General features: G+C 35.6%; 24 protein-coding genes. 15 read left to right on the top strand and 9 right to left on the bottom strand.

The window, feature by feature from the left end; genetic code table 11:
* Positions 1 to 51 precede the first annotated feature (51 nt).
* The 3 genes from FTRAC_RS14075 (at position 52) to ytxJ (ending at position 3,887) form a co-directional block, all read left to right on the top strand.
* Complete coding sequence (locus FTRAC_RS14075) at positions 52 to 2,031, top strand: alpha-ketoacid dehydrogenase subunit alpha/beta (RefSeq protein ID WP_013454936.1); 1,980 nt, start codon at positions 52 to 54, stop codon at positions 2,029 to 2,031.
* A 128-nt stretch (positions 2,032 to 2,159) separates the two neighbouring features.
* The gene (locus FTRAC_RS14070; protein WP_013454935.1) at positions 2,160 to 3,533 is read left to right on the top strand and encodes a hypothetical protein; all 1,374 of its coding nucleotides are present in this window, start codon (positions 2,160 to 2,162) and stop codon (positions 3,531 to 3,533) included.
* Between the two features lie 12 nt (positions 3,534 to 3,545).
* Positions 3,546 to 3,887 (top strand): bacillithiol system redox-active protein YtxJ, encoded by a 342-nt coding sequence (gene ytxJ, locus FTRAC_RS14065; RefSeq protein ID WP_013454934.1) that lies wholly within the window; start codon positions 3,546 to 3,548, stop codon positions 3,885 to 3,887.
* Between the two features lie 36 nt (positions 3,888 to 3,923).
* Here ytxJ and FTRAC_RS14060 read toward each other — a convergent pair whose 3' ends face one another.
* Positions 3,924 to 4,328, bottom strand: coding sequence for an OsmC family protein (locus FTRAC_RS14060; protein WP_013454933.1), 405 nt, complete (start codon positions 4,326 to 4,328; stop codon positions 3,924 to 3,926).
* A 63-nt stretch (positions 4,329 to 4,391) separates the two neighbouring features.
* Here FTRAC_RS14060 and FTRAC_RS14055 point away from each other — a divergent pair, with 63 nt between their 5' ends.
* From FTRAC_RS14055 to FTRAC_RS14015, 9 genes are all read left to right on the top strand, one after another.
* Complete coding sequence (locus FTRAC_RS14055; protein ID WP_041649857.1) at positions 4,392 to 5,111, top strand: hypothetical protein; 720 nt, start codon at positions 4,392 to 4,394, stop codon at positions 5,109 to 5,111.
* A gap of 25 nt (positions 5,112 to 5,136) precedes the next feature.
* Positions 5,137 to 6,024 carry a lipoyl synthase gene (gene lipA, locus FTRAC_RS14050; protein ID WP_013454931.1) on the top strand — a complete coding sequence of 296 codons (888 nt, stop codon included), beginning with the start codon at positions 5,137 to 5,139 and terminating at the stop codon, positions 6,022 to 6,024.
* Between the two features lie 117 nt (positions 6,025 to 6,141).
* Positions 6,142 to 7,659: a carbon-nitrogen hydrolase family protein gene (locus tag FTRAC_RS14045; RefSeq protein ID WP_013454930.1), complete on the top strand. Its 1,518-nt coding sequence runs from the start codon at positions 6,142 to 6,144 to the stop codon at positions 7,657 to 7,659.
* Positions 7,660 to 7,663: 4 nt separating this feature from the next.
* Positions 7,664 to 7,924: a hypothetical protein gene (locus FTRAC_RS14040; protein ID WP_041649854.1), complete on the top strand. Its 261-nt coding sequence runs from the start codon at positions 7,664 to 7,666 to the stop codon at positions 7,922 to 7,924.
* Between the two features lie 135 nt (positions 7,925 to 8,059).
* Positions 8,060 to 9,076, top strand: a complete 1,017-nt coding sequence (locus FTRAC_RS14035; protein ID WP_013454928.1) for a threonine aldolase family protein — start codon at positions 8,060 to 8,062, stop codon at positions 9,074 to 9,076.
* 20 nt (positions 9,077 to 9,096) lie between these two features.
* A complete protein-coding gene (locus tag FTRAC_RS14030; protein ID WP_013454927.1) occupies positions 9,097 to 9,627 on the top strand; it encodes an adenine phosphoribosyltransferase in 531 nt (176 codons plus the stop codon).
* Between the two features lie 129 nt (positions 9,628 to 9,756).
* A complete protein-coding gene (locus FTRAC_RS14025) occupies positions 9,757 to 10,740 on the top strand; it encodes an AAA family ATPase (protein WP_013454926.1) in 984 nt (327 codons plus the stop codon).
* A gap of 278 nt (positions 10,741 to 11,018) precedes the next feature.
* Positions 11,019 to 12,278: a hypothetical protein gene (locus FTRAC_RS14020; protein ID WP_013454925.1), complete on the top strand. Its 1,260-nt coding sequence runs from the start codon at positions 11,019 to 11,021 to the stop codon at positions 12,276 to 12,278.
* 171 nt (positions 12,279 to 12,449) lie between these two features.
* The gene (locus FTRAC_RS14015; RefSeq protein ID WP_013454924.1) at positions 12,450 to 15,347 is read left to right on the top strand and encodes a TonB-dependent receptor; all 2,898 of its coding nucleotides are present in this window, start codon (positions 12,450 to 12,452) and stop codon (positions 15,345 to 15,347) included.
* A gap of 130 nt (positions 15,348 to 15,477) precedes the next feature.
* Here the strand turns inward: FTRAC_RS14015 and FTRAC_RS14010 are convergent, their stop codons facing one another.
* Both FTRAC_RS14010 and FTRAC_RS14005 read right to left on the bottom strand, forming a co-directional pair.
* Positions 15,478 to 16,359 carry a PQQ-binding-like beta-propeller repeat protein gene (locus tag FTRAC_RS14010; protein ID WP_013454923.1) on the bottom strand — a complete coding sequence of 294 codons (882 nt, stop codon included), beginning with the start codon at positions 16,357 to 16,359 and terminating at the stop codon, positions 15,478 to 15,480.
* Between the two features lie 494 nt (positions 16,360 to 16,853).
* The gene (locus FTRAC_RS14005) at positions 16,854 to 17,744 is read right to left on the bottom strand and encodes a mechanosensitive ion channel family protein (RefSeq protein ID WP_013454922.1); all 891 of its coding nucleotides are present in this window, start codon (positions 17,742 to 17,744) and stop codon (positions 16,854 to 16,856) included.
* Positions 17,745 to 17,833: 89 nt separating this feature from the next.
* On the opposite strand from FTRAC_RS14005, the gene FTRAC_RS14000 reads away from it, so the two are divergent.
* Positions 17,834 to 18,379, top strand: a complete 546-nt coding sequence (locus tag FTRAC_RS14000; protein ID WP_041649852.1) for an inorganic diphosphatase — start codon at positions 17,834 to 17,836, stop codon at positions 18,377 to 18,379.
* An 85-nt stretch (positions 18,380 to 18,464) separates the two neighbouring features.
* Here the strand turns inward: FTRAC_RS14000 and FTRAC_RS13995 are convergent, their stop codons facing one another.
* The 3 genes from FTRAC_RS13995 to FTRAC_RS13985 all read right to left on the bottom strand — a co-directional run bounded on the left by FTRAC_RS13995 (position 18,465) and on the right by FTRAC_RS13985 (position 20,832).
* Positions 18,465 to 19,535 (bottom strand): alpha/beta hydrolase family protein, encoded by a 1,071-nt coding sequence (locus FTRAC_RS13995; RefSeq protein ID WP_013454920.1) that lies wholly within the window; start codon positions 19,533 to 19,535, stop codon positions 18,465 to 18,467.
* Between the two features lie 179 nt (positions 19,536 to 19,714).
* Complete coding sequence (locus tag FTRAC_RS13990) at positions 19,715 to 20,449, bottom strand: head GIN domain-containing protein (RefSeq protein WP_185094410.1); 735 nt, start codon at positions 20,447 to 20,449, stop codon at positions 19,715 to 19,717.
* A 161-nt stretch (positions 20,450 to 20,610) separates the two neighbouring features.
* Positions 20,611 to 20,832: a hypothetical protein gene (locus tag FTRAC_RS13985; protein WP_013454918.1), complete on the bottom strand. Its 222-nt coding sequence runs from the start codon at positions 20,830 to 20,832 to the stop codon at positions 20,611 to 20,613.
* Between the two features lie 123 nt (positions 20,833 to 20,955).
* Here FTRAC_RS13985 and mazG point away from each other — a divergent pair, with 123 nt between their 5' ends.
* Both mazG and FTRAC_RS13975 read left to right on the top strand, forming a co-directional pair.
* Positions 20,956 to 21,765, top strand: a complete 810-nt coding sequence (mazG, locus tag FTRAC_RS13980) for a nucleoside triphosphate pyrophosphohydrolase (protein ID WP_013454917.1) — start codon at positions 20,956 to 20,958, stop codon at positions 21,763 to 21,765.
* A gap of 405 nt (positions 21,766 to 22,170) precedes the next feature.
* Complete coding sequence (locus FTRAC_RS13975) at positions 22,171 to 23,472, top strand: ammonium transporter (RefSeq protein ID WP_013454916.1); 1,302 nt, start codon at positions 22,171 to 22,173, stop codon at positions 23,470 to 23,472.
* A 76-nt stretch (positions 23,473 to 23,548) separates the two neighbouring features.
* Here the strand turns inward: FTRAC_RS13975 and FTRAC_RS13970 are convergent, their stop codons facing one another.
* The 3 genes from FTRAC_RS13970 to FTRAC_RS13960 all read right to left on the bottom strand — a co-directional run bounded on the left by FTRAC_RS13970 (position 23,549) and on the right by FTRAC_RS13960 (position 26,278).
* The gene (locus tag FTRAC_RS13970; RefSeq protein WP_013454915.1) at positions 23,549 to 24,073 is read right to left on the bottom strand and encodes a hypothetical protein; all 525 of its coding nucleotides are present in this window, start codon (positions 24,071 to 24,073) and stop codon (positions 23,549 to 23,551) included.
* 155 nt (positions 24,074 to 24,228) lie between these two features.
* Positions 24,229 to 25,485, bottom strand: coding sequence for a methionine adenosyltransferase (gene metK / locus FTRAC_RS13965; protein WP_013454914.1), 1,257 nt, complete (start codon positions 25,483 to 25,485; stop codon positions 24,229 to 24,231).
* Positions 25,486 to 25,567: 82 nt separating this feature from the next.
* The gene (locus tag FTRAC_RS13960; protein WP_013454913.1) at positions 25,568 to 26,278 is read right to left on the bottom strand and encodes an SAM-dependent methyltransferase; all 711 of its coding nucleotides are present in this window, start codon (positions 26,276 to 26,278) and stop codon (positions 25,568 to 25,570) included.
* Positions 26,279 to 26,303 lie beyond the last annotated feature (25 nt).

Below are 26,303 nucleotides of genomic sequence, written 5' to 3'. Positions count from 1 at the left end.
ATTTAAAAACTAAACTTAAACCTCTAAAGCCTTTACTTAAGGTATTTTTTCATGCAATTCAATAGAAAAAAATTATCCGACAAACAACTGATTAACCTTTATAAGCAGATTTTGTTGCCCCGAATGATAGAAGAGAAAATGTTGATTTTACTTCGGCAAAACAAAATTAGCAAGTGGTTTTCAGGAATCGGGCAAGAAGCAATTTCAGTAGGCTCCGCTGCTGCTCTTGAAAATGACGAATACATTCTACCTATGCACCGAAATCTTGGTGTATTTACAACTAGGGAAATCCCCCTTAACAGATTGTTCTCCCAATTTCAAGGGAAAATGCAAGGTTTCACCAAAGGGAGAGACCGTTCCTTTCATTTTGGAACAAATGAATTTCATATTGTTGGAATGATTTCACATTTAGGCCCGCAATTAGGTGTTGCAGATGGAATTGCACTAGCCAATAAATTGAGCAATGAAAATAAAGCAACTCTTGTTTTTAGCGGAGACGGAGGAAGTTCCGAAGGTGATTTCCACGAAGCATTAAATGTTGCCGCTGTTTGGGATCTGCCTGTTATATTCATGATAGAAAATAATGGATATGGCCTTTCTACTCCGAGCAGTGAACAATTCAAATTCAAAAACTTCGTAGATAAAGGTCCTGGCTATGGCATGGAAGCTATTAAAGTTGATGGAAACAATATCTTGGATGTTTTTCATGCAGTGGATACAGCCGCTAAAAAAATTCGAAAAAATCCTAAGCCCATTTTAATAGAAGCTATGACTTTCAGAATGAGAGGTCACGAAGAAGCTTCGGGCACAAAATATGTCCCACAGGAGTTATTTGACAAATGGGCTAAAAAAGACCCTGTCGATAATTACGAGAGATTTCTATTAAAAGAAAAAGTCATTTCTCAAGAAGAGATAGATGATTTAAGAGCTGAGATTAAAGCCAATATAAATAAAGGATTAAAACTTGCTGGTGAGGATATTTATCCTGAAGTAAACACGGAACAACAATTGGCTGATTTGTTTTTGCCTAATGACACAAAACCTATCCCTCCAAAATCAGAAAAGAAAAGCTCTAAAAGATATGTAGATGCTATTTCGGATGGATTAAAGCAATCATTTGAAAAACATCCTGAATTAGTGATAATGGGACAGGATGTTGCTGATTACGGAGGAGTTTTCAAAATCACTGAAGGATTTATTGATCAATTTGGTAGAGATAGAATCCGCAATACACCCCTTTGTGAATCTGCTATTATTGGAATTGGCTTGGGTATGAGCATTAAAAAGCAAAAATCAGTAATTGAAATGCAATTTGCTGATTTTGTAACTTGCGGGTTTAACCAAATTGTAAACAATCTCGCCAAATCACATTATCGTTGGGGGCAAAATGCTGATGTAGTGGTAAGAATGCCAACTGGAGCAGGAGTAGCAGCAGGCCCATTTCATTCTCAATCAAATGAGGCCTGGTTTTTTCACACTCCCGGATTGAAAATCGTTTTCCCTTCCAATCCTTATGAAGCAAAAGGCTTGTTGACTGCAGCCATAGAAGATCCAAATCCAGTGATGTATTTTGAGCATAAAGCACTGTACCGTTCTTTAACTGATGAAATTCCGGATGATTATTATACCGTAGAAATCGGTAAAGCCAATATTATCAATGAAGGAACAGACATCACCATTATTACTTACGGCATGGGAGTGCATTGGGCAAAGGAAGCAATGAATGATTTGTCTGATTTATCTGTTGAGTTGATTGATTTAAGAACGTTGCTGCCTTGGGATAGCGAAACGGTTGAAAAGAGTGTTTTAAAAACAGGGAAAGTATTAATCTGTAATGAAGATTGTTTAACAGGAAGCATTAGCGGAGAAATAGCAGCTTGGATCAGTGAAAATTGCTTCGAAGCATTAGATGCGCCGGTAATGAGGGAAGGAAGCCTAGATACGCCAGTTCCTTTTAATGCTGATTTGGAGCTAAACTTTTTGCCAAAAGAAAGAATTAAAGCAAAGCTTAAAAAGTTGGCAGAATACTAAAATGTAATATCTGACATAATAAAAAATTCATATTCCGAGAAATTGGCAGTAAATTGATGGTTTAGAAGAAAATTTTGATAAAACATTTAACATATTACTATTCATTAGGATTTGGTCTTACCTTCTTCATGGCAAGTCTCCTCTTTTTCCCGTCTCAATCTTTCGGACAGGATACTAGTGGAAAAAAACTTGAGGTTTCAGAAAAGAGCAGCCCTGAAAAAATGGACAATAAGAAAATCAGGACTTCTAAAAGGCGGAAAGCAAAAGGCAATCCCAATAGAGGAAGCAATAAAGTAATTGTCATAAATCCATTTAAATGGGATTGGGATAAGGTAATGTGGTTTAAAGCAAGAAAAAGTGATTACGAAACCAAAGATTATAATCCAGACAAAAGACCTAAAAGACAAACATACGACAATAAACCAAATTATAAATCTGCAGATAGAAAGGCTATCACTAACCCTTCAAAACTAGAAAAACCCTTGATCCCCTACGATAGTAGAATTGCAGATGAAGGCCCAGTTTTACAAAAAAAGAGAAAACCAAAAAATGTTAACCTCCAAAATGGAGGGCCACAAGATTCTCCTAAACTTATTAACCTAAATGACCCATCGGAAACCTTATCTAAAGCTCCAAAAAAGGACAAAAGAAGCAAAGCAGATGGTAAAAAGCTATATAGCAAGGGTAAAGATAAGGATAGAAAAGCATTTGATAACGATAAATTGGAAACTGCTTCCGTGCCTGATTTAGATCCTAAAATGGATGATGATAAAATCATGTTCAGAAAAAAGAAAGAGGATTATGCTAAAATGGATAATGATAAGTTGATGGTATCTGAACACGCAGATTATAAATCAAATAAGCCAGATGGAGATAAATTAATGACCGTTGAAGTGAAAGATGGGAAAAGGAACAAATTTGATGATAAAAAACTAATGATCTCCGAACCAGCCAATAGGGAACGAAAACCTTTTGATGACAGTAAATTAATGACAGCGCAGCATGGAGACCGAGATAGAAAGCCTTTTGATGATGACAAGCTCATGACAGCAACTCCTGCCAATCCTGATCGTAAGAAGTTTGATAATGATAAATTGATGACGGCCACAGTCAATAAACCTAAAAAGCAGGATTTGCATGATGACAGATTACTGACCGTATTGGAGCGAAAAAAGCCTACTGATGAAATGAAAGAAACTAGCAAGGAAATTTCAAAATTGGAAGGCGATTACCAAAGACACTTTTATGTAACTAGTGAATCACATCCTGGTACAAAATTATTAGCAGCAGAAAATACTAAGGTTCCGTTTTTAGCTAAAACTTTTCAGACTGTTTCCTTGTTTTTCAGCAGTATCTGGACGGATAATACCCAACCAAATTATGTGACAAGGAAAAAGCGTAAGGAAAAACGAGATAAAAATGAAGGCCAAATTTGGGATAATTCCGTTCACCCAAATGAATGGAAAAAGCAAGAGGCTGAATCAGGAGAACAACATAATTAAAGATTTAAAAACATGAATTGGAATAGGTTAGACAACATAGATACGCTAGACAAAATCATAGAAGATTCTAAAGAAAACCCTGTAGTAATATTTAAGCATAGTACAAGTTGTTCTATCAGTGCTATGGCATTGAACAGATTAGAAAGAAGTTGGAATGAAAGTGAAATGAGCGAAGTGAAAGCTTACTATTTAGATTTGATTTCCTATCGTGATATTTCGAATGCAGTTGCTGAAAAATTTGGTGTAATGCATCAGTCTCCACAAATTTTGCTAATAAAAAATGGTGCATGTGTTTATGATGATTCACATATGGGAATCAGTTATCAAAACTTGAAGTCAGGTATTGCTGCTTAATCAAGACCACTAGTAGTTTCTAAAAGTGAGAAAAAATCACAGCATCTTAAAGGATATGTTTTGCTCAATTTCAGGATGCAAACTTTTTGAAACTGGACAATTCAAGGCAACATTTTTTAATTTCTGAATTTCATTTTCAGGCAAATTGGTTTTCCAGTCAATATTGATTGTGATAACTTTTATCCTTCGTGGGTTAGCTGCCATTTCCTTTTGTAAATCGCATTTAATCTCACCTAATTCTAAATTGTTTTGATCAGCATAAATACCCATTACAGTTAACATGCAGCTAGCAAGAGAAGTAGCAGCTAGGTCTGTTGGGGAAAAATAAGCTCCTTCCCCATTATTATCGATGGGAGCATCAGTAATTAAAGAATTGCCGGAACGATTATGGGTGGCATTTGTTTTTAAGGGGTGTATGTATTTTATTGATGAAGTTATCATAAACTATGAGAGTTTTTTATCGTTTGATTTAAAAGCTTAAATTTGTGGAATTATTTAACAGAAATGAAAAAACTGATCATATTTTCTTCCTTACTACTTTTCCTTTTGGCGGAAGCAAAAAGTCAAAAGGATGATCCATTTGACTATGGTCAAGAATTCCTTTTCGGAGTCAGTAAAGCTACTAATGGTGGATTTGTCTCTGGCGGTTTTTTCAGATATAGCTATAAAAAATCAGACCGTATTTTTCATACATTTGGTATAGAGATTGCCAATATCAGACACCCGCAGGAAAGAAGAAGACAAGCTCCGTCAATTTTCGGCACATCCTTTTATGAAGGCAAAGAAAAATACCTTGTAAGTACACGCTTAATGTATGGTTATGATCTGTTATTATTTAAAAAAGCAGAGCAAAAAGGAGTGCAAATTAACGGTGTTGTAGCTGGAGGTCCTACATTAGGATTGGTTTCCCCTTATTTATTAAGAAGTGAAGGAGGTGGTTTAGTAACCTATTCTCAATTTATAAACGGAGCTGGTTCTACTGCCATTTTAGGATCAGCTGGCTATTTTTCAAGTTTAGACCAAATGGAAGTTGCATTGGGTGCACATTTAAGAGCCTCATTGCTATTTGAATTTGGATCATTTAAAAGCAAAGTAACTGGATTTGAGGTGGGGTTTTTAGCTGAAATTTTTGGTAGAGAAATAGAAATAGTCCCAACAAGTACAAAAAATTATAACTTTTACCCAGCTGCATTTGTAAGTATACTGTTTGGGTCAAGAAAATAGATTAAGAATCGATTAATAGTTTGATATGATAGATTTACCGGTAGTAAGCCAAGAAGAAAAAAAGAAGAATAAAAAACCGGATTGGTTAAGGGTGAAATTACCTGTGGGTAAAGAGTATGCAAATGTTCGCAAGATTGTGGATGAAAATAAATTGCACACCATCTGCGAAAGCGGAAATTGCCCAAATATGGGAGAATGCTGGGGTGCAGGAACTGCCACTTTCATGATTCTGGGAAATGTATGTACTAGAAGTTGTTCATTCTGTGCAGTGGCAACTGGTCGTCCACCTGAATATGATGAGCAAGAGCCGCAGAGGGTAGCAGAAGCTATCAAAAAAATGGGTGTAAAACATGCCGTTTTAACATCAGTAAATAGAGATGAGTTAAAAGACAGAGGTGCTGAAATTTGGTATCAGACTGTTGTTAAAACCAAAGAATTATCTCCCGAAACGACAATAGAGACTTTAATCCCAGATGTAAAAGGAAAATGGGATGCTCTTTATAGAATGATTGAAGCAGGACAGGAAGTAGTCTCTCACAATATTGAAACTGTTCCTAGTCTCTATAGAAGGGTGAGACCTCAGGCTAAATACCAAAGAAGTTTAGACCAAATTAAGCTTACTAAGGAATACGGTAAAAGAACTAAGACCGGAATCATGGTGGGTTTAGGTGAAACACAAGATGAAATGTTTGCTACCATGGATGATTTAGTTGCCCATGGTTGTGATATTTTAACTGTTGGCCAGTATTTACAGCCCACCAAAAGACATCATGATGTGATTGAATATGTGCATCCTGAAGTTTTTGATATGTACAGAGAAGAAGGTTTGAAAAGAGGTTTGAAATATGTGGAGTCAGGTCCATTAGTTCGTTCTTCTTACCATGCTGAAAGACACGTAAACGTTCCAATTTAAGAGAACCAAAAATATTTTGAAACCACAGCTCAAGTGAAATTCGCTTATATTGCTGTGGTTTTTTCTTTTTAAACGTATTTTTATAGGCTTCAATTCAAAAGCCAATTAATCATTATTATGCAAGACAATTTTATTGTTACCCTAGAGAATCTCAAATTAAAGGATTACCGAAGTTTACTTAAGTCTATGAAAAAGGCTTATGCGGGATGGGATGATTTATGGGAAGTGGAACACATCAAAACACTGATTGATAAATTTCCTGAAGGGCAATTATGCGTTTTAGTTAATGGACAAGTAGCGGGCTGTGCATTATCCATTGTGGTAGATTACTCAAAATTTGGAGATAATCATACTTATAAAGAAATTACTGGAAACGAAACCTTTGATACGCATGATCCTGACGGGGACGTATTTTATGGTATAGATGTATTTGTACATCCTGACTTTAGAGGGATGAGGGTAGGTCGTAGAATGTACGATGCCCGAAAAGATTTAGTCGAACAATTAAACCTTAAGTCAATTATAGCCGGAGGTAGGCTTCCGGGATATTCTAAGTACGCTGAGAAATTTACCCCAAAGCAATACATCCAAAAAGTAATTGCGAAAGAGGTTTATGACAAAACTTTATCCTTCCAATTATCTAATGATTTCCATGTTAAGAAGGTTTTAAAAGGTTATTTACCAGGAGACAAACAATCGGCTGAATTTGCAGCCCTCATAGAATGGAATAACATTTACTATGAACCTTCTGAGGAATATGTTCATATTCCAAAGACAGTTATTCGATTGGGTTTAGTTCAATGGCAAATGCGTCCTACTCCTTCTTTAAAGGCAATGCAAGAGCAAATTGAGTTCTTTATTGATGTGGTAAGTGGTTATCAATGCGATTTTATATTATTTCCAGAATTATTCAATGCACCATTGATGGCAGAGTTCAATCATTTGGATGAAGCAACCGCTATTAGGGAGTTAGCTAAATATACTGAGCCACTAAAGGAGATATTTCAGGAATACGCCATCAATTATAATGTCAACATCATTACAGGGAGTATGCCGGTAATGAATAGAGGGAAATTATACAACAAAGGATTTTTATGCAGAAGAGACGGTACAAGTGAGACTTATGAGAAAATCCATATGACACCGGCAGAAGTGAGTGCTTGGGGTATGACAGGTGGAAAGAAAATACAAGCATTTGATACCGACTGTGGTAAAATAGGAATCAATATATGCTACGATGTAGAATTTCCTGAGATGGGAAGACTTTTAGCTGACGAAGGAGTTAAAATACTTTTCGTACCATTTTTAACCGATACACAAAATGGATATATGAGAGTTAGATTATGCTCTCAAGCAAGAGCTATTGAAAACGAATGTTATGTTGCGATTGCGGGTAGTGTAGGCAACTTGCCTAAAGTAAATAATATGGATATTCAGTTTGCTCAATCTGGGGTTTTTACGCCATCTGATTTCGCATTCCCAACTAATGGCGTGAAAACAGAAGCCACACCCAATACAGAAATGACTGTAATTGCAGATGTAGATGTTAATTTGCTAAAAGAATTGCATACTTACGGAAGCGTGCGTAATTTGAAGGATAGAAGAAAAGATTTGTACACCATTAAAAAGAAGTAAGTCGGTGAAGGTAGAAGAATTTGTAAATTTAAGTTTATTCAAGAAAATAAAGACTTTATATGTCGATGGAGAATTTGTAACCTCTATTCGATACTATCGCTATAAGGTCAATCTCTTTTTATTGAATGACTTTTACGTGGAAGCCTTCTATCATCCTAAAACTGATCGAATAGAAAAAATTGTCCCATTCGATAGTAACCACAGCAGGAAAAAATTCTATACAGATCAGGTGAAACTACCGCATTGGTTTGAGAAAGTTTCTTAGAGTGATTTAAAGTTAGAATGGTTGGTGTGCCACCAACCATAGCGGCTACCCCGGTCGGTGGCACACCGACCGGAATCTTAGCTAAATTCATAACTGATGGATTTAAAGTATGGACAGATTGAATATTGAATTAAAATGATAGATTTAAGAAGTGACACTATAACCCAACCAACAACTGGAATGAAGGAAGCCATGATGGCTGCCCCAGTTGGGGATGATGTTTTTGGAGAAGATCCCACCATAAATGCTTTAGAACAAAAAGCTGCTGATTTTTTCGGAATGGAATCTGCTATTTTCTGTCCCAGCGGTACCATGACCAACCAAATTGCCATCAGAGTGCATACTGCACCGCATACTGAAGTCATTTGTGATGAAAAGTCTCATATTTATTTATACGAGGGAGGTGGAATTGCTTATAATTCATTTGCTTCCGTTAGATTATTACATGGGGATAGAGGTAGGATAACTGCTGATATGATACAAGATAACATCAACAATCCTGATGATGTGCACGCTCCCATTTCAACCTTAGTTTCACTAGAAAACACCATGAACAAAGGCGGTGGCTGTGTTTATGATTTCAAAGAAATTGAAAAGATTAGCTCACTGTGTAAAGATAAAAACTTGAAACTCCATTTGGATGGAGCACGATTATTCAATGCACTAGTTGCCACAGATGATGACCCCAAAAAATATGGTAAGCATTTTGATACTATTTCAATATGCCTCTCCAAAGGCTTGGGCTGTCCGGTTGGTTCTTTATTATTAGGAACTCAAGAGGATATCAAAAAAGCCAGAAGAGTAAGGAAAGTCTTGGGTGGTGGAATGCGACAGGCCGGCTTTTTAGCCGCTGCAGGCATTTATGCTTTGGACCACAACATTAAGCGACTAGAAGATGATCATATAAGAGCAAAAGCAATAGCGGAAGCACTGGACGGATTAAAATTTGTAGACTCAGTAATGCCCGTTGAAACCAATATCGTCATTTTCAAACTCGCAAATAATGCATTATCAGTTGATTTTGTAAATAAATTAAAGCAAAAGGGAATTTTGGCTGTTCCTTTTGGAAAGCTTGACGTTAGATTTGTAACACATCTCGATTTTGATGATGATATGCTTGAGGATTTAATCAAAAAATTAAAAGCTATTTAAAACCCCATTTACCCTTCATTATGACATTAGCAGAAAAAATCAATGACCAAATTCGAGATATTACTGATTTTCCAAAACCCGGTATCATATTTAAAGACATAACGCCTGTTCTTTCTCATCCAAAATTAGTGACAGAAATTGTTGACTGGTTTGTAGAGAAAGCTAAAACTGACGGGATCGATGTTATAGTAGGAGTAGAATCCAGAGGTTTTCTATTTGGAATGATGATAGCAGAGAAATTAGGAGTTCCTTTTGTACCCGTAAGGAAAGAAGGAAAATTACCTTATGAAACCATCAAATATTCTTACGATTTGGAATATGGAAGTGCCACTATGGAAATTCATAAGGATGCTATCAAAAAAGGACAAAAAGTAATGATTCATGATGATTTGCTAGCTACAGGAGGTACAGCCCTGGCAGCAGCCAAATTAGTGAATGAATTAGGTGGAAAAGTAGGCAACTTTACTTTTCTGATTGAGTTAGGGTTTTTGGAAGGCAAAAAAAAGCTAGCCAAAGAAAATGAAGCGGTTTATAGTATCGTTACTTATTAATATATTTGAAATTCAAATAGAGCCTATTAGGCACTAAATGAGATACATTGATATTTAATGCCAAATGCAAAAATTTTGTGTAGTTAATTATTAATATTTAGATAACAAAAAGAGATTTATAAAGCAATCATGGAAGAAGCACAGATAGAGAATAAAAGCGCATTGCAACAGAAAGTAAAGGACGTAATGTCTGAAGTAGCTAAAGTAGTAGTTGGACAAGAATATATGGTCAATCGTTTATTGATCGGTTTATTCACCAATGGGCACGTTTTATTGGAAGGTGTTCCTGGACTTGCCAAAACTTTAACAGTTAATACTTTAGCAAATGTTTTGCATTTGGATTTTCAACGCATTCAGTTTACGCCAGATTTAATGCCTTCTGATTTAATCGGAACCATGATTTACAATCAGAAGCAGGGAAACTTTGAAGTAAAGAAAGGACCTATTTTCTCAAACTTGGTTTTGGCAGATGAGGTAAACCGTTCTCCAGCAAAAGTTCAGTCTGCTTTGTTAGAAGCGATGCAGGAAAAGCAAGTAACCATTGGAGAAACTACATTTCCTTTAGATCGACCATTTTTAGTGTTAGCGACACAAAACCCAGTGGATCAAGAAGGAACTTATCCACTACCAGAAGCGCAGGTTGACCGTTTCATGTTGAAAGTAACTGTGAGTTATCCAACAAAATCTCAGGAACTGGAAGTAATGAGAAGAATGTCAAATATGACATTTAATAAAGATGTTAATACCATTCTAACTAAAGAAGAAATATTCAGCATTAGAGACCAAGTCAATCAGGTAGAGATTTCTGAATCATTGGAACGCTATATTATCGAATTGGTATATGCCACAAGGTCTCCTTTAGATTATGGATTGAAGCAAGAAGCAGAATATATCCAATACGGAGTATCTCCTCGAGCCAGTATTAATTTAAATCTCAGTGCAAAAGCTGTTGCCTATATGGAAGGCAGGGATTATGTATTGCCAGAAGATATCAAGGAAATAGCTTATGATGTGATGAACCATAGAATTTTGCTCAATTATGAAGCAGAGGCAGATGGTGTTACTACTAAAGACATCATCGAGAAAATATTAAAACAAGTGCCTATTGGTTAATTAGCATTAATTTGAAAACACTATGAAAAGCGTCCCAACTGGAACGCTTTTTTTGTTATATATCATATTACAAATCAAATGATATCCTCTCAAATGATATTTAAATATCAAAAATCTAAATCAGTTTCTCAGTTAAAGGCTTAATAGGCTCTTTTTAACACAAAATTAATAGTGTGTGAAATTGATAACAATTTGCTAAAGAGACTGACAAATTCAGTTAACAATTAAAAACCACCTTTGTCGCAAAGAAATTTAAACTTATTTAAAAATTACTCACGATGAAGAAAATTAATTTATTAGCGTTGCTTTTTTTAGCATTAGCATTCGGGTTCACAGCATGTGATGATGATCCTGTTGATCCAGTGGTTAACGATGATGAAGAAACAGAAGGTACTATTATTGTAACTGAAAATATCTCTGAGGATGTAACTTGGGATAACGAAACGGTTTACCAATTAGGTGGTAGAATTTTCGTTTTGGAAGGTGCTACATTAACTATTGAACCAGGTACTATAATTAAAGGTGAAGCTGGAACAGGTACAAATGCAACTGCATTGGTTGTTGCAAGAGGTGGTACATTAATGGCAGAAGGTACTGCTGATGCACCAATCATTTTCACTTCAGTTGCAGATGAAATTGAGCCAGGCATGATTGCTTCTCCAAACCTAGATCCAGATATTGATGGATTATGGGGTGGATTAATTGTTTTAGGATATGCTCCTATCTCTACTCCTGATGGGGTTGCTCAAATCGAAGGTATTCCACCTTCTGATACAAACGGTTTGTATGGTGGTGGTGATGCTGCTGATCCTGCTGACAATTCTGGTGTTTTAAAATATATCTCTATCCGTCATGGTGGTGCTAACATCGGTGAAGGTAACGAAATCAATGGATTAACTTTAGGTGGCGTAGGATCAGGTACAACTATCGAGAACATTGAAATTATTGCTAATCAAGATGATGGAATTGAGCCATTTGGTGGTACTGTAGACGTTTCTAACGTATTAGTTTGGAATGCAGGTGATGACAGTTTCGATTGTGATCAAGATTACACTGGTACTATCAACAACTTCATTGGTATATTAGGAGAAGATTCAGATCACGGAATGGAATTAGATGGTCCTGAAGGTCCTCAAGATAATGGTGGGTACACTTTAATCAATGGTTCCATCAAGGGATTACCAGATAATGGAAGCGATTACATTGACTTAAGAGATGCAGCTGCAACTAGAATTGAAAATGTTTATTTCTTCAACTTTAGAAGCGAAGCTGATGTAGAATTAGATGATGCTGGTTCTGCTGCAAATTACACTTCAGGAGCAACAGTATTAAGCAACTTGCAGTTTAACGTAAGTCACTTAGACGAGGGAAATATGACAATCGCTGATATTTTCAATGATACTACTGAAAGCGGTGCTTTTGATAATATCACAGAAGGTGAAGCCTCAATTGTTACAACGCCAACAGTAGGTGCAGACAAATCTGCTTTCACAGGATGGACTTGGGCTGATGCTAATGGCGAATTAGCTGATTTCTAAGAAGAACTTCTTCATAATTTAATTGTTTAATCCCGGTCAATTGGCCGGGATTTTTTTTGTTCTTTATTGCAATATTACGATAATAACAATCATTTAACATTTCAATAATTTACTATTAAACCTTTTCTCCATTTTTAATCGGACTTTTGTAACATCAAATAAAATAAAGAGATGAATAACAAATTTCTGATTTCAGTTTTACTAGTATTATTATTACCTGCATTAAGCTTTGCACAAAAAGGCATAATTAGAGGTACCGTTACTGATGCCTCTAATGGCGAAGCACTTTTTGGTGTGAATGTAGTCATCGAAGGCACGAGCATTGGCGCTGTTACTGATTTTGATGGTAAATTCCAAATCAACGCTGATCCAGGAACCTATAACATACAAGCATCATTTGTAACCTATAGAACTGTTACCATTGAGGGGGTCGCGGTTGATGCTGGGGAAGTAAAAATAATTGATAACATCTCACTTGCCGAAGATGTAGAGCAATTAGGAGAAGTTGTAGTGACTGCAAAAGCTATTAGATCAACAGAAGCAGCATTATTAGCAGTTAAAAGAAAATCTCCTAATGTACTAGATGGAATATCATCTGCTAATTTCAGAAAAATAGGTGACAGTGATGCTGCTTCAGCAGTAAAAAGAGTTCCTGGTATTTCTGTGGAAGGTGGTAAATACGTTTATATCCGAGGCTTAGGTGATAGATATACCAAATCAATATTAAACGGAGTGGATATCCCAGGATTAGACCCTGACAGAAATTCCCTTCAAATGGATTTATTTCCTACTGGAATCATTGATAATATAATGGTTACCAAATCTTTCACTGCTGATTTACCAGCTGATTTTACAGGAGGAATGATAAATATTGATACAAAGGAATTTCCTGAAGAACCAACTTTTGATATCTCAATTGGAGGCAGCTTCAATCCTGCCATGCATTTTAATTCAAATTACTTGACTTATAAAGGAGGTAATACTGATTTCTTGGGATTTGATGATGGAACTAGAGGAAACCCTGCTGATAAATATTCATCAAATGAAATCCCACTTTATGGAAATGTAATCGGTAATCCCGATAGTGAAGAAGGACAAAAATTTAGTTCAATTCTAAGAGATTTTAATCCAACTCTTGATGCTATGAGACAAAATAGTTTCATGGATTACAGTGCAGGTCTGACTTTCGGCAACCAAAAAGCACTTAGCGGAATGACTTTAGGGCACAGCTTTTCCTTGAATTATAAAAACAATACAAAATTTTATCAAGATGCTGAATTTGGAAGATTCGGATTAGCAAATGACAGATCTGTAAATGAATTAGAGGCAAGAGAAACTCAAATTGGTGATTACGGAACGAATGAGGTTTTAATTAGTGCTATGGGTGGACTGGCACTAAAAACAGCTAATTCAAAGTACAAATTAAACTTATTGCACTTACAGAATGGCGAATCAAAAGCAGGTGAGTTTGAATACAGAAATACAGATCAAGGTGCTAACTTTGATGCCCGTCAAGAAAACCTTGAATATACTCAGAAGGGATTAACGAATATTCTTTTAGCTGGTGAGCATTACATCGATGGAAGAGACTGGAGATTAGAATGGAAAGTTTCACCTACTCGTTCAAGCATTACCGATCCTGATATTCGATTTACAAGAATCAGAGATGAGGGATTTAACGGTGAAAACTTAACCATTGGTTCAGAATCAGGATACCCTGAAAGAATTTGGAGATATTTGAATGAGGACAATTTGGCCTCAAAAGCAGACCTAACTAGGACTTATAAATTTAATGGTGAAGATGCTAAATTTAAATTTGGTGGTGGAAATACTTTTAAAAGAAGAGATTATAAAATTGAAAACTATCAAATCATCCCGAATGGAGTAGAAGTTACTTTAAATGCAAACGATATGTTTGAGGAAGAAAATTTATGGCCTGCTGATGAAAATGGGTTCAGTGGTACTCGCTTTGAGCCACAGTTTGTTCCAAATAATACAAATCAATATGATGCTTCTATTAATTCATCAGCAGCTTATGCTTCAAATGAATTTAATCCGATTGAAAATTTAAAAACAATTATTGGTGTTAGAGCTGAATACTATACTCAAAATTACACTGGTTTAAACCAGCAGGGCACATTATTAGATAATGAGCAAGTTTTAGAAACTCTTGATTTATTTCCTGCTGCTAATTTGATCTATTCTATAGCAGAAAAACAAAATTTACGAGTTGGTTATTCAAGAACTACCGCAAGACCTTCATTTAAAGAAGCATCTTTTGCAGAAATTTTGGATCCAGTTTCAGGTCGTTCGTTCATTGGTGGTTTCTTCCCAGATGAAAACGCTTCTGGAGAAATAGTTTGGGATGGTAATTTAAGACCTACATATATTGATAATTTTGATTTAAGATGGGAGCTATACCAAGAAAGAGGACAAACTTTCTCTTTAAGCGGGTTCTACAAGAAATTTACAGACCCTATTGAGATGGTTCAATATGTACAAATTGCTGGTTTCTTCCAGCCAAGGAACGTTGGGAGTGGTGAAGTTGTAGGAGCTGAGGCTGAGTTTAGAAAAAACCTAAGCTTTATTACACCAGCTCTAGAAAACCTATCTTTAAATGGAAATGTAACAATTACGCAATCTAAAATTGAAATGGCACCAAATGAGTTTGCTTCTAGAAGCAATAATGCTAGAGATGGACAGGAAATTGAAAACACAAGAGAAATGGCTGGACAATCTCCCTATATCTTAAACTTTGGAATGTCATATACTGATTTCGAAACAGGTATTGATGGTGGTTTATTCTATAATGTTCAAGGACCAACATTAATTTTTGTAGGTATTGGAAACAGATCAGATATTTATTCTGAACCATTCCATAACTTAAATTTCAATATGAATAAGTCATTCGGTGCGGATGACAAAATGAAGTTAAGCATTGGTGTAAGTAATATCTTAGGTGATTTGAGAGAGGAATTCTTTCAAGGTTATCAAGCGCAAGAGCAAGTGTTTACCAGATATAATCCAGGTAGAGCTTTTAACGTTGGATTTACCTATAAATTAAGATAATAAAGTTTCGGTTGATTTATTAATATTGATAAGGCTTTCAGGGAAACTTGAAAGTCTTTTTCATCTCTAGGCAAAAAACCTGCAAGAGTCAGAATCTTGCAGGTTTCACTTTTTTTTATGCGCTCTTCAATTATTTCTCTAACTGATAAGCTACTACCTTATTCTTGAAAAAAGTAGGTACATAGACTATCATTTTATCAGGATCTAATCCAATATCAGCAGTTTGTGATTCTTCTGCTTTTGTGTCTAATAATAAAGTTGCTTTATTACCTGCCACATGATAAATTTCACCTTGCCATCTGCTGGCGATATAAGTTTCATCATTTAGCATGGTTAAACCATCGCCACCAGTAACAGAATCGTTTACCATCTCGAATTTATTTTCAGCCAAATCATAAGCTCTTAAACCTTTAGCATCTAAAGTCATTAAGTGATCACCTTTGCTAAGCAAACCATTAATGCTTTCAACTCCTTCAGCTACAGTAGATAATTCACCATTTTCAATTTTATGAATCAAGCCTAAGCCCATATCCGAGATGTAAACTGCACTTGCAGAAGTGGTGATATCATTTAAAAATTCGGCTTTCTCTGGAGTAAATTCTTTAACTACTTCTCCTGTTTCTAAGTCAATAGCAACTACTCGATCGATATCAGTTACATAAAGATGACCATCAAAAATACCCATTCCTTTTGGCGCATTTAATCCCGTTGCCCAATTCAACTCTTGAACGCTCCCATCAAGGTTTAAGATAGAAATAAATCCTTCTCCATTTTTATCCAATGGCTTCCCGTTGATATTGGAAACGAACAATCTGCTTCCTTCTCCATCGAATAATACGGACTCACATGTAGTCATCACGGTATCAGTTTCCCATAATTTTACCAATTTTGGGTCGGCTGACTGTTCTACTACTTCTTTTTCTTGTGTTTCTTCTTCTTGACTTTCTTTTTTAGCGGGTTGGCATGCAAATATTAGCAATGCCAAACCCAGCACGAATACTGTATTTTTCATAGTTTTTTGTGTTGGTTTGTTATAAAGATACAAAACTGATTGCAATCGCAAGTGTTTCAGTATTTTGGAAAAGATGCTTTCAGAATCAGGTCGCCCCTATGGGGCTGTAGCTATTTGATTGTGATAACATTACCATAAGGTCGTCCTTATTGGACTTAATATACCCTCCAATAGCGCAAGCGTCCGCTTGTGCTTACTCTACTTAAGAAAAACGTTCCATTCATGGAGCTATAAAATCTACATTGAGGCTAGAATTGGTATTAATTCCTGTAGCTTGGATCAAGAGGGATTTTGAAACAGAGAGGGCTTTGATTTTATACAATTGGTAGATTTACCATATGGTCGTCCACACTGGACTTAAGTGTAGATTTAATATCCCAACCCAGATTTTGGTGTTTTTACAAAAATATTGAATTCAACTATCTGCGGCATTCCATAGGTTTTAGGTGAAAACACCTAAAAGAGGATGGATAATGGGTATGGGGTTTGGATTATTACTTTTGCTTAGCATTTCCTATGTATTTTAGCACATGCCTTAAAGCTGCTTTTCGAATATCCTTTTCACGTACCTCTGAATGTCTGTGCAAAACAAACTGAAATTTCAAAGAAGTGAAATTTTCATTGATTTTGATAATTCTTAATACATAACTATCATCTTTAATATATTTATGGTATTCACTCAGGACATCAATTATATGTCTTTCAACTGCTGCGACATCAGTTGCCAGTTCATTTTTCAAATCAAAATCAAAACTTACTTTGCGGATGGCTCTTTTTGTATAATTGAAAATCTGAGAGGTAAAAACCATTGAATTGGGAATGTATATCAAATCTTCATCATCATTCACAATATGCATATTCACTAAGGTAATATCCGATACTTTTCCTTTTACTTCTCCTATTTTAATTTCATCACCGATCATTACTTCTTCAGAGAAGATAATTAACATGCCATTGATCATATTGGCAATGTAATCTTTAGATAAAATTGCTATTGCTGCTGCCACTATACTTAAAGATGTAATTAAGTTGATAGGATCAATTTTGAACAAAAGCAGAATTGCACCAATTAATACAAATGTGTGAATGATATTGGCAATATGATTGATCCCCAATATGAAATTACTTTTGACTCCTTTCGATAATTTGTGCTTTCGCTGATAATAAAAAACAACGCCCAACCTAATGAAAGAAATCCAAAGGTCTGCATAAAGGTAAAACCTTAAAGCTTTCAAGTAGTGTTCTTCTACTCCAAAATCAATGAGTTGATTTTTAAAATTATCAATACCAAAAAGAGCGCCAATAAAAATGACTGCTTTTACTAAAAACCAGATTCTTTTTTTTCGCTCTAGATTAATGGTAGGGGTAATGGATTTTCTATTCATATGACAAAGTTATAACAATCTAATAACACTATAAGTAGGTGCTCTCAGCTTCATCCCTTATTTTTGTAAAAATATTTTACAAATTAAAGATGATAGATAAGAAAAGAAACCCTTGGCACGATATCCACTACGGAGATGAGGTGCCTGAGTACGTGAATGCCGTGATTGAAATTTCTAAAGGCAGCAAGGGAAAATTTGAGTTGGACAAGGAAACTGGTTACTTGATGTTGGATAGAGTACTTTTTAGTTCTGTTCACTATCCTGCAAACTATGGTTTTATTCCACAAACTTATTGCGATGATAAAGATCCATTAGATATTATGGTGATTACTTCAATAGAGCTTCCTCCGTTGTGTATGGTGAAAGCAAAAGTATTAGGTGTAATGAAAATGATGGACCAGGGAGAGGCTGATGATAAAATCATTGCAGTTGCAGCGAATGATATGTCAGTAAACCATATGAATGATATTAATGACTTACCTCCACACACTTCTAAAGAAATGCAAAGATTCTTTGAAGATTATAAGCAATTAGAAAACAAAAAGGTGGTAGTGGAAGATTTCTTTGATAAAAAGGAAGCTATGAATGTTATTAATGAAAGTATTGAGCTTTATGACAAAACTTTCAGAAAATAGGAGATTAAAACTCCTCTGCAAAAAAGGCTGTCTAAATAGAAATTAGATAGCCTTTTCTTTTATAGTGATTTAATGAAATATTAAATCACAATTCAGAATTAAAAAAGTCAAGCACGTATTTAGCGACTTTCTTATGTATTTCTTTTCTGTCGATGGATATATCGTCCACAAAAATCAAAGGAGCATTTCTTTTTAATCCGTTTTTTGCCTGATTCATAAAAATATAATGTCCAACTTCTCCTTCTAGTTCAACATATTCTGAGCCCTCTATCAAATTAGCATAATGTTTTGCATTCGTGAGTACAGGTGTCCTATTGTCATTATTTGCTCCAATTATTAGTACAGGGTTTTGAATATTAGAAAATTGCTCTTTTTCCTTGAAACCTTGTCCAATTGCGGGCGCCATAGCGATAAATGCTTTTATTCTATCATCTTTAAGATCTTTGTAATCAGTATTTCCTTTTTCAATTAATTCGGGGGTTATTAATTTTGAAATATCTCCCAATTCTGGTAAATCAAACTCGTTTTTTCCTTCTTCAGTATTCGAGAATGCCTTAAGTAGATTGTAATCTATTTCTCCACCTGCTAAAGCAATTGATGTATATCCACCAAATGAAAAACCTGCCATTCCTACTTTTGTTGTGTCGATGATAGAATTGAAATTCGGACTACTTAAAATTGCATCAAGTGCAAAACTGATATCTAATGGCCTGTCCCAGCCTTTAACAAAATTTTCTGGAATTTTATTGTCCAATGTATTCCCATAGTGATCAACTGCTACAACTATATAGCCATTCCCTACTAATTCGCTAGCTAACCACATTTGACTTATCCTATTCCCACCTGTGCCGTGTGAAAGTAAAACCAAAGGAAATTTGTCAGATATTAAATCTGCATCTCTTGATGTTGGGGGAAGCTTAAAGGGATATTGATTTGTTATATTTGCTTTAGTTGTGTCTCTTGTAGGATACCATATTTCCACTTTAATTGGTCGATTTCTTTCATTGTCCTTCAAATTTACAGTCGTTTGTCCAATGTTGAAATCGTGGGTTTTGAGGAAATCTTGATGGCTGATTTGTACAAAATCATCGTTATATCCACAAGAAATCAGGGTAGTTAGAAATACTCCTAGTATTAGAAATATTTTATGGTTCATAGTTCTTTATTCAAATTCTAGTTAATCAAAACCCTATAATATCAGCAAGCAACTTTACTAATTATTGTAAATTAGGGTTTTAATCATGCCATGACTAATATTTGTAGAATCAGCGACTAACGCTAAATAAAAAAGTCATAGCATGATTAAGGATTCAGAGGGTTCTAGAGTTTTGGCATTTACATTTTGGATACTTTTCCTCCTGAACCAGTGTTGGCATCCACAATTGTAGGTTTGCCACCGTAAGTTATTTTTCCTGAGGACGAGGCTTTTGCGATTAACTTTTCTTGTACATTCAATTCTATTCTACCTGAAGAGCTTGCTGCCAAATCAGCATTATCACAAGTAAATTCGGATGCATCAATTCTTCCTGAGCTGCTCACTTGAGCTTCAAAGTTTTCTGCGTTGCCATCCAAAGTAAATCTACATGAGCTGTTTACTTGCGCCTCCACATTTACTGCCTCTGCTGATAAAACAATACGTGCAGAACTAGAACCCGAAACTTCAATATTAGAAGCTTTGATATTCAGATCCATTCGTGCCGAGCTTGATCCTTTAATTTCCATATTGTTAGCTTCAATTAAATCTTCGGACATCATTCTAGATGAACTACTCGCTTTCAAACTTTCTAATTCCTGAAAATAAACAGTCACCTCAACATCTACATTTCTGAAAGTCATGTTGGATTCCATTTCTATCTTAAGATTGCCATTTTTCACCTCAGTAACTACATTTTCCAATTCACCTGTGGTGCTCACATCAACTTTTGGTTCACTTCCTTTCTTCAAAGTAACTCTAATGCTTTGAGAAGATGATACCGATGTAAAGTCAGATACTGAGCGTGTTTCAGATTCTTGAGATTGCGCCTGGCATGCAAAAAGGGCAAGAACAAATACTAGTATTAAATTTTTCATGTCTTTATAAGTTAGTTTCTCAGTAAAGATGCGAATAAATTTAATTGGTTGCATTAAGTATAAATTATTTTGCCCCACCTTGGATCACCAAAAATATTAGACATAAAAAAAGCACAGCAAATTGATTTTACTGCGCCTTTGTAAATATATTTATTACTTAATTAGAATTTATTCAATACCTTATTTACTTCAGAGTCTGGATTAGCACATTGTTCTCCTGGTTGCTTTCCACAGAAACTACAAGCTTCCCCATCTTTATTTAAAAAAGGGCTCTGTGATGCACAAGTTCCTTTGAACTCTCCGTTTTTTATAAATAATAATCTAACCGACATTAAAATAAAAAACGCACCTATTAATCCGATTGCTAATAAAAAAGTAGTCATATTTTTAATTTTAAGAGCTGTAAAGCAGCCCTGATCATCAATTCACAAATTTAACATTCTATTTTCATAACGCCTACTAAGAAAGCAAAGTTTCTTAACTTGCGCTTTTCTCAATACCGTTATATGAACAATATGAAAGAAGTCCAAAAATACCCAGATTCCAGAAGAGAAGAGAAACTACAAGCCTTCGATAGATTATTGACAATAATGGATCAACTCAGGAATCTATGTCCTTGGGATAAGAAACAAACTATAGAAAGTATTCGCCATTTAACCATAGAGGAGACATTCGAATTATCGGATGCAATATTAGATAATGATTTGGAAGAAATTAGAAAAGAATTAGGTGATTTAATGCTTCACATTGTTTTTTACGCCCGTATGGCAGATGAGCAAAAAGCTTTTGATATGGCTGATGTACTCAACGGGATTTCTGAAAAACTCATCAATCGTCACCCTCACATTTACGCTGACGTGGAAGCCAATGATGAACAGGCGGTAAAAGAAAACTGGGAAAAAATCAAACTGAAAGAGAAAGGAAATAAATCTGTTTTGGGTGGTGTACCTAAATCCCTACCTGCTCTAATCAAATCAATTCGTATTCAGGAAAAAGCAAGAGGGGTAGGATTTGACTGGGATGAAAAATCACAAGTTTGGGGAAAAGTGGAGGAGGAAATGCAAGAGTTTAAAACCGAAGAGGAATCGGGCAATCAAGAAAAAGCCACTGAAGAATTTGGTGATTTGATATTCAGCTTGATTAATTATGCACGTTTTGCTGGCATAAATCCAGAAGAAGCCCTAGAAAAAACCAACAAAAAATTCATCAAACGATTCAACTATTTGGAGGCCGAGAGCAAGAAGGACGGAAAACAAATTTCGGAAATGAGCTTAGAGGAAATGGATGTTTATTGGGAAAAGGCTAAGAAACTATAAATGGTCTGTTATTAAACCAAAAAAGTTAGCGCGAGCTTCCTAGCTCGTGCTTAATTTGGCTTTACGCTCAGAAATAAGAACTTTACTAATAAAAATTGCCCTATAGCACTTATATATTCACTAAAACCTAAAGATAATTACCCGCCTAATATTAGGGTCGTTCCGATGGAACTTTGGCAAAACTTTTGAGTATTTGAGGATATTTACAACAGCTCATATTTGTAGAGGTCTAAAAGTAAACCAAACTTAAGTCACTTATTAAAGTATTCAATTTTTTAAGTCATAATTAATACCTTTCAATAGAATTATTTCACACTTAAAGTCCAAATCAGTTAAAATTCTACCCTAAAATATTTTCATGCTTGTATTTTTTTATAAATTTGGGATTAAATCAAACCAATTTATATGGATTTATCATTTCTATCATCAATTCAGGGCTTATTTTCACCCTTATTGGCAGCTAATATTGAAAATACAACTAAAGCAGCTTCTGAAATCAACTTAGAAATTTTAACAGTAAATAATCTATGGATGATGCTCTGCATTGCATTAGTATTCATCATGCACTTGGGCTTTGCCTGTGTTGAGGCAGGATTCACCCAATCAAAAAACACTGTCAACATTCTTTTTAAGAATACTTTAACTCCAGCAATCGGACTAGTTTCCTACACTATTATTGGTTTTAACCTGATGTATCCTGAATTTGCAGACGGCCCTGGCTGGTTTGATTTCAATGGATTCTTTTTGGATGATTTTGCAGGTTTAGATTATAATCAAAACTATACTTATTGGACAGACTTCCTATTCCAAGCCATGTTTGCTGCTACAGCCGCTACCATTGTCTCTGGTGCAGTAGCAGAAAGGATTAAAATTTCAGCCTATTTTATTTTTACCATCATATTCGTAGGCTTTGTTTATCCTGCAATTGGCAGCTGGAAATGGGGCGGTGGAGCTTTAGATGCAATGGGTTTTTATGATTTCGCAGGTTCTACATTAGTTCATTCCGTTGGCGGTTGGGGTGCTTTGGCTGGCATTATAGTTTTAGGGCCAAGAATAGGGAAATATGTAAATGGAAAGGTAATTGATAAAGAAGGATCCAGTGTACCACTGGCAACCATTGGAGTGTTTTTATTGTGGTTTGGCTGGTTCGGCTTCAATGGAGGTTCTGTACTATCAGCAGAGCCAAAAGCAACTTCTTTGGTTATCATGAATACTTCCCTAGCAGCTGCTGCTGGTGCATTAGGAGGTTTTGTCATGGGATATCTCACTTTCAAAAGACTTGACTTGGGCATGGTACTAAATGGAACTTTAGCTGGATTGGTCGGAATTACTGCTGGCGCTGATTTAATGACACCAGGCTTATCTCTTCTTATTGGATTTATAGCAGGTAACCTAGTAGTACTTTCTGCAATTGGATTAGATAAGTTGAAATTGGATGATGCGGTTGGTGCAGTTTCTGTTCACCTAACTTGCGGAATATTTGGAACCTTGGCCGTTGGTATATTTGGAGCAAAAGCTAGCTGGGATCAATTTTTGAATCAATTGATTGGAACAGCAATTTGTGGTGCTGCTGCATTTGGATGTGCCATCATTTTGTTTTACTTATTGAAGAAAACTATCGGATTGCGAGTTTCTAAAGAACATGAAGAGCAAGGTTTAGACAGCCACGAACATGGTATTAGAGGATATACGATAACTTATGAGTAAAACATGAGCTCAAATTAGCATTGCGGAAGATTTAAACCTTAAAAGTTAGCGCGAGCTTCCCAGCTCGTGCTTTAATTTATTCAGCCCCCAACAACTGCACACACAATTGATTAGGACCAGGATAAAGCTCAATAAACATTGAATCAACAGCTACATTTCTATCTATGGCATACATTTTTAATTCTTGTAGCATATCATCTGGGGTTGGCATGGCCAAAACATTTGCTTCTATACAACCTTTCACAGAAGTTGAACGCTCGAAAGTCTTAATTTCCCAGCCTTCAGGCATTTTGTATATCATTTCATCACCAATAGCCACTCCAATAAAATTATGAACAGCACCAGTTTTAGTATCCGCTTCACCGTAATATACAATTGCAATAGCATTAGCCGTAGCTTCAGATTCAACCAAATCTTTTGCTTGCATAAATAACATGCCCAAACTGTCCGACCCCACTTTTCCTTTGTATTCTGTTCCAGCTATATGAACTAAAACATCCTCTTCCATAGACTTGCCTACTTCTTTAAAACCTCCTAAAAATGCATAAACTATCAATGAAATAATGAAAAGCGATGCAATTACATATAATGTCTTTTTCATAAGTGATTATTAAAACTGTATATCGAAATTAAAGAAATTAATAGAAGTTTGTACAAGTGATGGTCAAATAACTAATTTTCCTACTTGAAAATAAAAAAGCACACGCTACAAAAACGTGTGCTAATATTTGTTGATGATCAAAAATGAATTGAATTTTACAACCCAAACGCTGCCTTCACCTTATCCACATAGTCTAATTTCTCCCATGTAAAAAGCTCTACTTCTTGAGAGAAAACATCTCCATTACTAGCATGGAAAGTTTTCTTTTCAGTTCTTGGTTCTCTTCCCATGTGCCCATAAGCAGCAGATTCGCTATACATTGGGTTTCTTAATTTCAATCTGGTTTCGATTGCATAAGGACGCATATCGAATATTTCAGAAACTTTTTTAGCGATTTCACCATCCGTCATACCTACATTGGCACTTCCGTAAGTACTTACATAAATACCCATTGGCTCAACTACACCAATGGCATAAGATACTTGTACTAATATTTCATCAGCCACACCAGCCGCCACTAAGTTTTTGGCAATATGACGCGTTGCATAAGCTGCAGATCTATCCACTTTTGAAGGATCTTTTCCAGAAAAAGCACCCCCACCGTGAGCTCCTTTTCCTCCATAAGTATCCACTATGATTTTTCTTCCAGTTAAACCAGCATCACCATGAGGACCTCCGATTACAAATTTTCCTGTTGGGTTAATATGATACTTGATATCGTCATTAAAAAGCTTTTGCAATTCAGGTTTTAATTGAGCTTTTACTCTAGGAATTAAAATATTGATGATGTCATTTTTGATTTTAGTCAACATTTTTTCATCATCATTATCAAATCCATCATGTTGAGTAGAAACCACTATAGCTTCAATCCTCTGCGGAACATTATCATCAGAATATTCAATAGTCACCTGAGATTTTGAATCTGGTCTCAGATATTGAATATCATTATTTTCTCTTCTTAATTTAGCCAGTTCCATCAAAATCTTATGGGAAAGATCTAATGCCAATGGCATGTAATTTTCAGTTTCCTTGGTAGCATAGCCAAACATCATTCCCTGATCACCAGCTCCTTGCTCTTCAGGATTACCTCTGTCAACACCTTGATTGATATCTTGGGATTGCTCATGAATAGTAGAAATTACACCACAGGAATTTCCATCAAACATATATTCGCCCTTTGTATAACCAATTCTGTTGATAACATCTCTGGCTACTTGCTGCACATCTACATACGAATTACTGCGTACTTCACCGCTCAAAACAGTCAAACCAGTAGTAACCAGCGTTTCGCAAGCCACCTTTGATTGAGGATCAAAAGCTAAGAAATTATCTAATAATGCGTCTGATATCTGATCGGCTACTTTGTCAGGATGTCCTTCTGAAACCGACTCTGAGGTAAATAAATATGGCATAACGTTTTAATTTTTCAAGGGGCAAATTTAACAGACTATTTATAATAATTTTAATTTATTAGTGATAAATGTCAGCCATTTATCAATTCATTCCGAACAGGAATATACACGGCACTTTATGCAGCTTAGGAATATTTTTTTTCCAATTCTGAATGGTATCAGTTTTAATCATTTCTTCTTCTGAATTGATGTTTTTTGCTATACATAATTTCAATTGAGGGGCACACATTCTCAGAATATCTTCCAACAACTGATTATTTCGATAGGGTGTCTCCATGAAAATCTGGGTTTGACCTGTTTTAAAAAAAGTCTGCTCCAAATTTCGAATAGCTTGCAACCTCTCCTTCTTATCAATAGGTAAATAGCCAGAAAAAGCGAAAGATTGACCACTAAAGCCCGAAGCCATTAAGGCTAAAAATATAGAAGAAGGCCCTACCCAAGGTTCCACTCTTATATCATTTTCATGCGCAAACGCTACTGCACGTGCTCCTGGATCAGCAATGCCTGGACATCCTGCTTCCGACATTATTCCAATTGATTTACCTTCAAAAAGCGGTTGCATTAAATTAGGAATAGCGGTATCTTCTGTATTTTTACTTAGCTCATGAAAAGTGATTTCAGGAATAGGCTTGTTGATGTTCATCGCACTTAAACATCTTCTGGCAGTGCGCAAATTTTCGACCAAATAATAATCCAATTGGCTACATACATCAACCAAATCAGCAGGCAATGCTTTGGATTCAGTATTGGGAGCAATAATTGTTGGGATTAGATAAAGAACTCCTTTTTTCATCAATTTAAAATCTTATTAAGACTGG

The organism is Marivirga tractuosa DSM 4126 (assembly GCF_000183425.1).
GTDB lineage: Bacteria > Bacteroidota > Bacteroidia > Cytophagales > Cyclobacteriaceae > Marivirga > Marivirga tractuosa.
The sequence above is the reverse complement of the archived record's forward strand: the minus strand, read 5'-3'. Positions and strand labels throughout refer to the sequence as shown.